The sequence below is a fragment of the Mucilaginibacter sp. genome (genome assembly GCF_028288105.1).
Classification (GTDB): Bacteria; Bacteroidota; Bacteroidia; order Sphingobacteriales; family Sphingobacteriaceae; genus Mucilaginibacter.
On sequence record NZ_JAQBOI010000013.1, the window covers coordinates 1 to 11,239 of the forward strand.

At 43.9% G+C, this 11,239-nt stretch carries 7 protein-coding genes and 1 pseudogene; 4 read left to right on the plus strand and 4 right to left on the minus strand.

Annotated elements, in window-relative coordinates; all coding sequences use genetic code 11:
* From JWQ85_RS00750 to JWQ85_RS00760, 3 genes are all read right to left on the minus strand, one after another.
* Positions 1–2,851 (minus strand): GH92 family glycosyl hydrolase (locus JWQ85_RS00750; RefSeq protein ID WP_299462424.1); only part of this gene is annotated, 2,851 nt, incomplete at its 3' end.
* Positions 2,852–3,160: 309 nt separating this feature from the next.
* The gene (locus JWQ85_RS00755; protein WP_367186172.1) at positions 3,161–4,807 is read right to left on the minus strand and encodes an AAA domain-containing protein; all 1,647 of its coding nucleotides are present in this window, start codon (positions 4,805–4,807) and stop codon (positions 3,161–3,163) included.
* Between the two features lie 164 nt (positions 4,808–4,971).
* Positions 4,972–5,190 (minus strand): CHC2 zinc finger domain-containing protein, encoded by a 219-nt coding sequence (locus JWQ85_RS00760; protein ID WP_256537343.1) that lies wholly within the window; start codon positions 5,188–5,190, stop codon positions 4,972–4,974.
* A gap of 378 nt (positions 5,191–5,568) precedes the next feature.
* On the opposite strand from JWQ85_RS00760, the gene JWQ85_RS00765 reads away from it, so the two are divergent.
* Complete coding sequence (locus JWQ85_RS00765; protein WP_299462437.1) at positions 5,569–6,030, plus strand: hypothetical protein; 462 nt, start codon at positions 5,569–5,571, stop codon at positions 6,028–6,030.
* Positions 6,031–6,114: 84 nt separating this feature from the next.
* On the opposite strand, the gene JWQ85_RS00770 is transcribed toward JWQ85_RS00765, so the two are convergent.
* Positions 6,115–7,461 carry a D-arabinono-1,4-lactone oxidase gene (locus JWQ85_RS00770; RefSeq protein WP_299462440.1) on the minus strand — a complete coding sequence of 449 codons (1,347 nt, stop codon included), beginning with the start codon at positions 7,459–7,461 and terminating at the stop codon, positions 6,115–6,117.
* A 204-nt stretch (positions 7,462–7,665) separates the two neighbouring features.
* Here JWQ85_RS00770 and JWQ85_RS00775 point away from each other — a divergent pair, with 204 nt between their 5' ends.
* The 3 genes and pseudogenes from JWQ85_RS00775 to JWQ85_RS00785 all read left to right on the plus strand — a co-directional run.
* On the plus strand, positions 7,666–9,252 hold the full coding sequence (locus JWQ85_RS00775; RefSeq protein ID WP_299462443.1) for a glycerol-3-phosphate dehydrogenase/oxidase: 1,587 nt from the start codon (positions 7,666–7,668) through the stop codon (positions 9,250–9,252).
* Positions 9,253–9,305: 53 nt separating this feature from the next.
* A pseudogene (glpK, locus tag JWQ85_RS00780) lies at positions 9,306–10,816 on the plus strand (glycerol kinase GlpK).
* Between the two features lie 24 nt (positions 10,817–10,840).
* Positions 10,841–11,239 (plus strand): MIP/aquaporin family protein (locus JWQ85_RS00785; protein ID WP_299462446.1); only part of this gene is annotated, 399 nt, incomplete at its 3' end.

Genomic DNA, 11,239 nt, shown 5'->3' on the forward strand with positions numbered 1-11,239 from the left:
CATCTCCTAAATAAGCATTCCCTACACCATAACCATAAAAGCGGTCTAGTATGGAACGGCTCCATTTTTGAGTTGACCAGGGTTTACCGGCCCAATTAAACAAGAACGCAAAGTGCATAGATTGCTGGTTTCCCTGTACAACTGGGTAGTCCCAATATTGATCATTCATGCCATTATAGCGCCAAGGTTCGCTTTCCTTAAAGCCCCACTCTAACCTGTCAATAAATTTCTTTTTCCCAATCGTCTTAACCAACGCCGGTACATCTTGCGGAACAAAGAACGTTAATTGCCATGCATTGCCTTCAACATAATGTTCATTAGCGCCACTGCGAAAAGGGTCGAAATTTTTTGTCCACTCCCCGTTGCTCAGTTTCATATGTGAGTATCCGGCACTATCAATTGTGTTCCGCCACCAATAACCACGGGCATTAAATTTGTTATATACATCTGTTTGCCCTAAAGATTTAGCCAACTGCCCAACGGTCCAATCGTCATAAGAATATTCCATTGTATTTGAAAAACGGCCTTTGTCAGACGGGACATACTTGTGTTTTTCATATTCAACCAAATCCCGGTTCCCCGCAAAACCGCTAAATACTTTTTGCGCGGGTGTTGTTTGCATTTTTACAGCAGCTTTCAACACTTTATTAGCATCAAAGCCACGGATCCCCATCTGATATGCAGCCACCATTTGAGGAATCTCATGTTCACCAACCATAACCGGGATATAATTCATCCCTGCAGGGCCTTTTGCAAGCCAACCGTAGGCATCATACATCGATAACTGCGAGTTAACCCATCTGTTACTCCATTCGGGCGTTATCAGGTTCCATACCTGATTAAGGTTCCAAAAGGTATTCCAAAAAGCATCACACCCCAGGGCAACATCATCTTTGTTTTTTAATTGTTGCATTTTCCCATCTGTTCCACGCCACTCGCCGTTGATATCGCTCCAGGTATTGCGGCTGCAAACTGACCTGTACATAGAGTTATAAAAACGTACTTTATCTAACCTGTTTGTGGTGCTTATTTTAACCCGGTTAAATATATCGTTCCAGGTATTTACCTGATTTTGCCTTACAGCGTTAAAACTCCACCCGAAAGGTTTTGTTATTTCTGTTTTTAAGTTCAGATCTGCATTATCAATGCTTACTAACGAGATTCCGGATCGCACCTGTACTACCGGGTTGGTTTTTGCATCAAACTGTAAAAATAAGCCGGCGTTTTTAATATCGCTGGCTTCAAATGTATCACCGTATTGGATCTTATCGTTTATCCAGCCTCCAATGTTTTTTATTGGCTTGTCAAACTCAAGAACAAAATAAACGGTGTAATCCTGCGAGGCATCAGTACTCCAAACATTCGTAGAAAGCTGGTGCGCCGAACCCTCTATTCTGTAATTATTTATCTTTTTAAGTTTAATCTCTTTTAGCTTATAATCGTATTCTGATGGGATATGCAAATCAACCAATATGCGGGCACTATCCCGGTCGGTTGGAAAAGTGAACCGCTCAAATCCGCAGCGGGTAGTGGCAGTAACTTCCGCTTTAATATTATAATCGGTAAGCTGCACTTTGTAATAGCCTATGGGCGCCTCTTCTCCTTTTTTATCTATAGCAGAACGATAGCCCGAGCCGGGCTTGATCTCATCCCCGATATTTGTTTTTAATTTTCCGTTTGATGCAAAAATGCCAAGTCCGCCCATAGTCCATTCGTGGATATGACTGAATGTACCCACGCTTTCATATGTTGGCTGATAACCGGCCTGCCAGCCTGAATTTTGGTTATCAGGACTCATTTTTACCATACTAAAGGGCATCCACGGGCCGGGGGCGATCATCCAGCGGGAGTGGGCCGTTCCTATACGGGTATCAATATAATCAGCAGGTGTTTGTAACCTTTGTTTTGATCTGCTTACAATACCCTCTTCAATAACCTTTCCGTTTTCAAGTATTTTATATCGGCTTTTTCGGGAACTTGTTACAGCCGGCATTAAAGCTTCCAAATCATAATTTCCCTTTTCTACTGTCGTATTAAAAATTATTTTACTATCCAGTTCAACACTTATCTTAGGCGAACCTTTTAAATGCCTTGCACTTACCAGTAAAGGCTGTGCTTTTTTACCATTAGTTTCCAATTCATAGTCAGCGGCTTTTACTTCGTTGACAAACATTTGACCCGGTGTTTTTAAAACCACTTGTGATGGCCCCTCCAGGCGTACCTCGTCAAACATTATCCATGAACCCTGTACTACAGTTATCATTACATTGTTTCCACCTTTCCTGATAACATCCTGATTAACAGGAATTTCTATTGTTTTCGGAGTTGCCGATGATAAATTTCCGAGTAGAGAAGCCGTGTCAATAAATGGTTCATTTAGTTTGGGTTGGGGTTGCTTATTTATATCATATCCAACGGCTGTTAATTGTATTTTTTCATCCTGGTTGTTAACGCTTACTTTAATAAGAGGGAGAAACTTTTTTGCATAATCCCTTAGTTTAATAACCAATTTGTAATCGCCCTTTGCCGGTAAAGCCTGAATCCCAAATAAGATATTTACCTCATTAGTTCTCCATCCTGCAGTTGGCCAGGTGCCACCCCAGGTATCAACAGGGCCAGGAATTACATATGGGAAGTCTTTTTTTTCTTTAGAATGCCCAATTAAAAAAAACTTGTCCTCGTAGCCGAAGTCATTAGCCACAAATTTTTTAAATCCGTTTGGGGCAAGTGCAAATTCTGATGCTGAGTTATCCGCTTTACCTACATGCCAAATTGTCTTTTTTTGTTGAGAAAAAGAGGATGCAACTATAGCATGAGTGAACAAGCAGATCATTAAAAGTCTTTTTTTCATTCTTAGGTATTAAGTATTACAATGGTTTTAAGATCGGGTCAATTCTTTATGCTGATTAAACAATGCCCCTGTGCGAGAGTATTGCCAATAAAGATTCAATAGGCAAACATAGTTAAAAGATAGCTTAATCGCTATAATATGTTCGTACAAAAGAATGCAAGGGTTTAGCCCTAATTTGTTAAAGAGAAGGATGAAGTTGTCAATGACACTGACAAGTCACAGCCTTATTATGAGGTGGCTAAAGGTTATTATAAACAGATAGCTATGCCTAATATGTTCATACAAAAGCATGTGCTGGTTTGACTCTGATTAATATTCCCAAACACTTTCATAACCACCGAGGCCTTCCACATAGGCGATCAGTTCTGCATAGAATGGTGTTTGTGCAAGCGTTGCGCTATCTCCAACCAGTACCAGTTTGAGCTTGGCACGCGTCATAGCTACGTTCATCCGGCGGTAATCTGACAGGAAACCGATAGTGCCGTCACTATTACTACGCGTTAGTGAGATATAGACCACGTCGCGTTCCTGGCCTTGAAAACCATCCACCGTATTCACTTCAACAGCCGTCTCCAAAAGTAAAGCCTTCAACAAGCCAACTTGTTCTTTATAAGGCGCGATGACTGCGACACTCACATTGCTATAGTCCATCGCAACGATATGTCGCACCACGAAAGCAGCTTCTTCGGGGTTGGCGGTACTGGTACCTTCGGCTTGTTCTTCGTAACCGGCACCGGCAGTATCTATAAAGGTAAAAGGTTTATCTTCCGGATTTAATAAACGGCTGGCAACCAGCGGATGTGCCGTGAGTTTATTATTGTAAAACTTTAAAGACGAAAAGCCCATGATCTGGGTATTCATCCGGTATTGTTCTTCGAGCAATGTTACTGCTTCCGGGTGCAGGGCTACGCATTTTTCCAGCAGGGTAGTGGCCAAGCCGCTCCGCTGCAATTTCACCGTCGGTGGCAATTGGAGGTGGTCGCCGGCTAAAATAACGCGCTGTGCTTTTAAAATGGGTATCCAGGCGGCTGGTTCCAATGCCTGCCCGGCTTCGTCCATTATCACGGTTTTAAAGGTAAGGTCCTTAATGGTATAATGATCAGCACCAACCAGCGTTGCTGTTATCACCTGCGCTTTGCTGATCACATCTTCGGCAACAAACTCTTCAATTTTGGCAACATCCCGCATAATGCGGTGCGCTTCATTAAATAAGGCTTTGCGTTGATCACGTTCGGCTTTGCCAAAGCTTCGCTTATATTTATGCGCCATATTCTTGAACTCAGCAGCCATCTTTTTGAGCTTTTTGACTTCCTTCATCTGTCCGTGTTCGGCCATACGGCTGTCAAGGGTCAGTTTCTGCAAACGTTCGGTCACGCGTACAGGGTTACCTATCCGTAATACATTTAATCCGGTTTCCGATAGCTTCTCGCTTAACAGATCCACTGCCGTATTACTGGGCGCTACTACTAAAATTTGTGGCTCGCCTTGTGCTATCAACGCATTTATTGCCGCCACCAGCGTGGTGGTTTTCCCCGTGCCGGGCGGGCCATGCACAATCGCCAGATCCTGTGCGCCTAATATATTTTTGACCGCAGTTTGTTGCGAGCTGTTGAGATTCGAATTGGTGTAATCGGTGGGAACAAAAGCTGGATTTTCACTTCCGGTAAGCACCCTAATCAGATGCGAATCAGTTTGCTCCGCCTTTTTTAGGGCGTTCCGCATCTCGTCATAGCTATAAGCATCAAACAGCAGATCTATCCCCAGTTTTCCGTCGCTTGCCCAATCCGGCAACTCTTCCGTAAGCAAGGTTACCTTCAACCGGTCGCCGCCGATAAAGGTTATCGTCCCGTTCACCCGGTCATTATTATCATGATTTGAAAATAGCGCCACCGAACTACCGAAGCGCAATTGGTGCGCAAGATTTTTATGCGTGGTTCGCTCTACCTCAACACTCAAGTAATCGCCGCGTACCGGTTCAGTGTTCCGTATAGCGATAGGGTACCAACATAGCCCCAAAGTGCGCCGTTGCGCCGCGCCTGTGCCCGAGGTGAGGCTGGTAAACGCCGCTTCATCAGCAGAACGCTCGGCCGCCAGTAAAGCTATAAGTTCCTTGAAATAACTCATGATTTAATTAACTGTTCCATGGCCAGTTTAAACTCGGCAGGTCCGCCTTCTTTTCCGCAGCCAAAACATTTAAAAATATTCTTTTCCGGTGAGATCATCAGCGATTCCCCGGCATCACGGTGAAATGGGCACCGACCCCGTAAAGTCCGGCGGCTCTCTTTTAAACTGATATAAACAGTAGCCAGTTTGACCAGGTCGGATGAAGTAGCAGACATATAAAATTGCGGTGATAAGCCCTGCAAGTATACTCAAAAAATAAGTTCTGTATCCAATACAGAACCTTATCGAGCTGATAGATTTTCATTGCGAATTTCGTAATTTAAAATTTATAAATTTTATAATCAGAATGATATAGGCGGTTATCTCCATAAAAACATTAGGTGATCAAGAAGTCAGATGCTTGATGTATTTTGAGCTAACTGCCTGATCGTCCAGCTCTACGTGATAACCAGTTTTAAAAAATAAAAAGTTAAATCTTAATGTCGCATGTCTATTATTACGGCCGTTCGTCTACTAATTTTCTGCTTCATTTCCCTTTCGTGTACTATTGTTGTCAGGAAATAATCCGGAATTTTTACTTAAAATTTTAAATTATGAAACACATCACATTTGGTCAGGCGTTTATTAGGTTATTTACGCTGATTGCACTATCCTTCACATTATTTGGTTTCACCAATAATTTTGGATTGGATAGTTACGAGATTTATCTGAATAATAAACTTATTCTAAAGCAGGCGGTGAACCAGCCATTGAATTTAAGGGTATTGAAATTGCATAAAGCAAATTCTGACGATCAACTGCATATCAAATACAAACATTGCACAATAAAGGAGGGGGCCGGCACAAACAGGAACATTATCCTAAAGGATGAGAAGGGAAATACAGTGAAGAAATGGGTGTTTGCTGATGCAACAGGTTCCGATTTAAGTATGGCGATAGCGGTAAAAGTGCTATTGCAGTTGGAAAAGAATAATGCCATGCACGAGCTTAGTCTTCATTATATATCACGGGAGCTTCCTAAAGGTGAAATGCTTGCAATGGTTCGTGTTGAATAAATGCAGCATTTGCGCAAGCAAATAGGAGCGATGAAATATTGCTCGACGGTAAGAGTACATAGCTGTGAATCCCGGGGATAAGGCCTAAATAATTCCGTACAAGTTTCTGTCTAAGAACGCATTACGGAACTTGCCCTTCGGGTCGTAAGTGGCAACGAGTTTTTTAAAGTTAGCCAGTTTCTCGTACCGAGATGCCAAAACTTTTGGCGCGATGGTAAACATTTTGCCCCAGTGCGGGCGCACATTAAATGGCGCGAGCTCTTTTTCGATGATGGGCAATAACTTCATTACCGCGGCGGTTTCCGGCTTCCAGGTAAAATGTATGGTAACCGATGTTTGGTTATAGCAGGGGCTCATCCATAAGTTATCTGCGGCTATTGTACGTATCTCGGTAATAAATAAATGCGGACCTATTTGCTTGCTTAATTTTGATATAGCCGAAATGGCCTCCACCGCGTGATGAAGGGGCACGAAAAATTCGGATTGCAGCTCTTTACCGGTACTGGGCGTAAACCCCATTTTAAAATGCGGTAAACGCTCATACCAAACGCCGGGAACGCCCATCTGGTCGGTACATTTCTCTGCTGGTTGTGCTATAACAGGGTGCAGGTTCTTAGTGGCTGCCTTAGCGCCGTAAAACTCCGCTTCCGTATGGTCTTTTTCGGTATCTACACGGCTTTTTATCCAAACCTCGCTTACGTTCTCGTTCTGCCAATCGGTAAAAAGGCTTACGCTATAACCGGCTGAAACGATCTTTTCAAAATTATGCTTTACCTGTGCTAAAGGCATATTTGTAAACACCCTTTGCCTTACCATAAAGGTGGGGATAAGATCTAACGTAACTTTTGTAATTACTCCAATAGCACCCAACCCAACAACCACAGCATTAAGTTTTGCCGCGTTATTTGCTTTTGAGAAGTGCACTACCGAACCATCTGCAATTACCATCTCCAAACCGCTAACAGAACTTGCGAGGTTACCGTTTTTGATACCAGAGCCATGCGTAGCGGTTGTAATAGAACCCGCAACCGAAATATGCGGCAGCGAGGCCAGGTTATGTAAGGCAAAACCCTGCGTGTGCAGATAGGGGGCCAGTTCGCCGTATTTAATGCCGCCTCCTACTATAACTGTTTTCGCTTTTCTATCTAAAGAAACTACTTTATTCAGGTCACGGGTAGAGACCAGGTCATTCTTGCTATCGGCGATATTGTTAAAGCAATGTCTCGTTCCCAGCGTTTTAAGTTTGGGGTGCTTTTTAACAAGTTGCTGTACCTCGGCCACCGACTTTGGATATTGTACATTGCCTGTGCTGAAAGTAAGGTTTCCCGCCCAATTTTGGAGCTTTGGTGCTTGTGCCCAGGAATTAAGCGGTGCTAGTAATGGACTTGTAACAAAGGTAGCACCCAGCCGGATAAAGGTTTTTCTTTTCATAACAAGTTACAGCTTGAATTGGTTAATGCAATGTAGAACTAATGTTTTAGAAATGGAAGGGGTAGTGGTTTTTACATCGCTTCTTCAGCAAATGTTGTTATCACATATCATCAGTATTATTATTTTGATACCATTATATTTTGGCGATGAAACAATCTACACCTTTTGATATATTTGATACATATCAAAATATTTTGAAATAAATTGAACCTATTCAAAAGAGAGAGCAACCTGCTAAATATAGCCAATACCAGTAAAACCTGGGACCTGATCATTGTAGGTGGCGGCGCTACCGGCCTTGGTGCCGCTGTTGATGCTGCTTCGCGGGGGTACTCGACATTACTGCTGGAACAAGCCGATTTTGCTAAGGGAACTTCCAGCAGGGCAACCAAGCTGGTTCATGGCGGGGTGCGCTATCTGGCACAGGGTTATATCGGCCTGGTTCGTGAGGCTTTGCGTGAAAGAGGGCTGCTTTTAAAAAATGCACCACACCTTGTAAAAAAGGAAAGTTTTATCATCCCAAATTATAACTGGTGGGGAGGTCTTTTTTATATCATTGGCTTAACCGTTTATGATATTCTGGCCGGTAAACTGAGCTTTGGCCGCGCAAAGCATCTGTCAAAAAAAGAAACTTTGAATCGCCTGCCCGGCTTAAAAGAAAAAGGCCTGCACGGGGGCGTAGTATATTATGACGGGCAATTTGATGATTCGAGGCTGGCCGTTAACTTGGCACAAACCGCTATGGAGCAAGGCGCTACCCTGCTTAACTATTTTAAGGTAACAGGCTTACTTAAAAACAGCGATGGGCACCTTTCCGGTGTAACGGCCAGTAACATTGAAACCGGCGAAAATTATCAATTAAAGGCCGTAGTTATCGTTAACGCCACCGGCGTATTTGTAGATGATATACTTAAAATGGATGCTCCGGATAAAAAACCGCTGGTTAGGCCAAGCCAAGGTGTACACCTTGTGCTCGACCGCTCATTTTTACCGTCAGAGGATGCGCTTATGATTCCTAAAACCGAAGATGGAAGAGTGTTGTTCGCTGTGCCATGGCATGGTAAATTACTTGTTGGTACCACCGATACACCTATAGAATATCCCAGCTTGGAACCTGTAGCCTTAGATGCTGAGGTAGAGTTTATTTTACGTACGGCAGGAAAATACATGGTCAAAGCACCAACCCGCCAGGATGTCCTCAGTGTATTTGCAGGGCTAAGGCCGCTTGCCGCGCCGCAAAATGGATCGTCAAAGACCAAGGAAATATCACGGAGCCATAAGTTGATAGTGTCCGAATCCGGCCTGCTTACCATGACTGGCGGAAAGTGGACCACCTACCGTAAAATGGGCGAGGATATTGTTGACAAGGCCATTGAAACCGGAGGGCTCAAAAGTATGCCTTGCAAAACTGCTGAGTTGCCTATTCATGGCAGTCGCCCTAATCCTGATCGGAACAACCATTTGTTTGTTTATGGTGCCGATATTGAAAAAATTTTGGCTTTATGCGATGAAAATCCAGACTGGAAAAATCGTGTCCATGCAAAAGATAGCTATACTAAAGGTGAAGTGATCTGGTCGGTAAGAAATGAAATGGCCCGCACCGTTGAAGATATACTGGCCCGTCGTACCCGTATACTATTCTTAAACGCCCGTTTGGCTATAGAAATGGCCCCCGAAGTAGCCCGCCTGATGGCCGCCGAACTTAAAAAAGATGCAGCCTGGGAGAAAGAACAAGTTGAAGCATTTTATCAAACGGCAAAAAATTATGTGTTATCATCTGTTTTAAAATAACTAATATTAATCTGATATTCATTAAATAAACCAAGGTTAACCAAAACCATATTATGCAGGAATATATTTTAGCCCTTGACCAGGGAACTACCAGTTCACGCGCCATAATTTTTGATCATGCCGGCAAGGTAATCGCATTGGCACAAAAAGAATTTACCCAGTATTTTCCCAAGCCCGGATGGGTGGAACATGACCCTAAAGAAATTTGGTCGGGACAGATAGCTGTAGCTGTTGAAGTAACGGTAAAAGCCGGGTTAAGCGGCTCTAATATTAAAGCAATTGGCATTACTAACCAGCGCGAAACAACTATTGTATGGAACCGTAAAACCGGCGAACCTGTATACAATGCCATTGTTTGGCAGGACAGGCGCACTGCCGACTTTTGTGAAGGGCTTAAACAAAATGGCCACAGCGATGCCATTCGCGAAAAAACGGGACTGATCATTGATGCCTATTTTTCCGGCTCAAAAATAAAATGGATCCTGGATAATGTAGATGGCGCGCGGGAGCAAGCCGAAGCAGGCAAACTTGCCTTTGGCACGGTGGATAGCTGGTTGGTTTGGAAATTTACCAACGGCGAAGTACATGCAACTGATGTAACCAATGCAAGCCGTACTATGTTGTTCAACATTCGCACCCAGGAATGGGACGAGGAACTGCTGCAGCTGTTTAACATCCCCAAAAGTATGCTGCCGGAAGTAAAACAATCGAGCCAAATTTTGGGGAGACATCAGGCAGTGTGTTTGCTCATAAGATCCCGATAGCCGGGATAGCGGGCGACCAGCATGCCGCATTGTTCGGGCAAATGTGCATTGATAAAGCGATGGTTAAAAACACCTACGGGACCGGTTGTTTTATGCTGATGAATATCGGGCATGAGTTTATCCAGTCGAAAAATAACCTGTTAACCACCATAGCCTGGAAAATTAACGACGAAATTACTTATGCCTTTGAAGGCAGCATCTTTATAGGCGGTGCCGTTGTTCAATGGCTACGCGACGGCCTGGGCATTATAAAAACATCGGCAGACGTTGAAAGACTGGCTACATCGGTAGAAGATACCGCCGGCGTTTACTTTGTACCGGCATTTGCAGGTTTGGGGGCACCATACTGGGACGCCGAAGCGCGAGGAACCATAGTTGGGCTAACCCGCGGCGCTACGGCTGCTCATATTTCCCGGGCGGCACTGGCATCAATAGCTTATCAAACCATGGATGTGCTTAAGGCAATGGAGGCTGATGCGGGAATGGAGATCAAAGAGTTACGTGTAGACGGCGGGGCCACAGCCAATAACCTGCTGATGCAATTTCAATCGGATGTTTTAAACTGCAGGGTGATAAGGCCCGGCGTTGTTGAAACCACCGCGCTTGGTGTTGCTTATATGGCCGGCCTTGCTGTTGGGTACTGGAAAGATATTGCAGAAATTCAGCAGTTATGGGCGGTTGAAACCACATTTGCACCCCAGGATGATCTTGAGGATGTAAAAAAAGGAATAGATGGCTGGAAACGGGCAGTAAGCACTGCCCAATGCTGGTCAAACAACGGCAATCCTGTATCAAATTAATATTCATAATTTAAACATTTAAACATGTCTCCATTTGTAGCCGAACTAATTGGCACCATGCTAATGATATTATTAGGCGATGGCGTTGTAGCCAACGTAGTTTTGAAAGATACTAAGGGCAATAACAGCGGCTGGATGGTGATTACCACTGCCTGGGGTCTGGCTGTTTTTGTTGGTGTAGTAGTGGCCGGTCCGTACAGCGGCGCGCATCTTAACCCTGCTGTAACCATTGCACTGGCCATTGCCGGTAAATTTGCATGGGCAAGTGTTGTGCCTTACATTATAGCCCAGTTTACAGGCGCCTGCATTGGGGCGTTTTTAGTTTGGATAATGTATTACGATCATTTTAAACGTACTAATGATCCTGCTTCCATACTTGCTGTGTTTTGTACCGGTCCGGCAGTGCGCAATTACATATCAAAC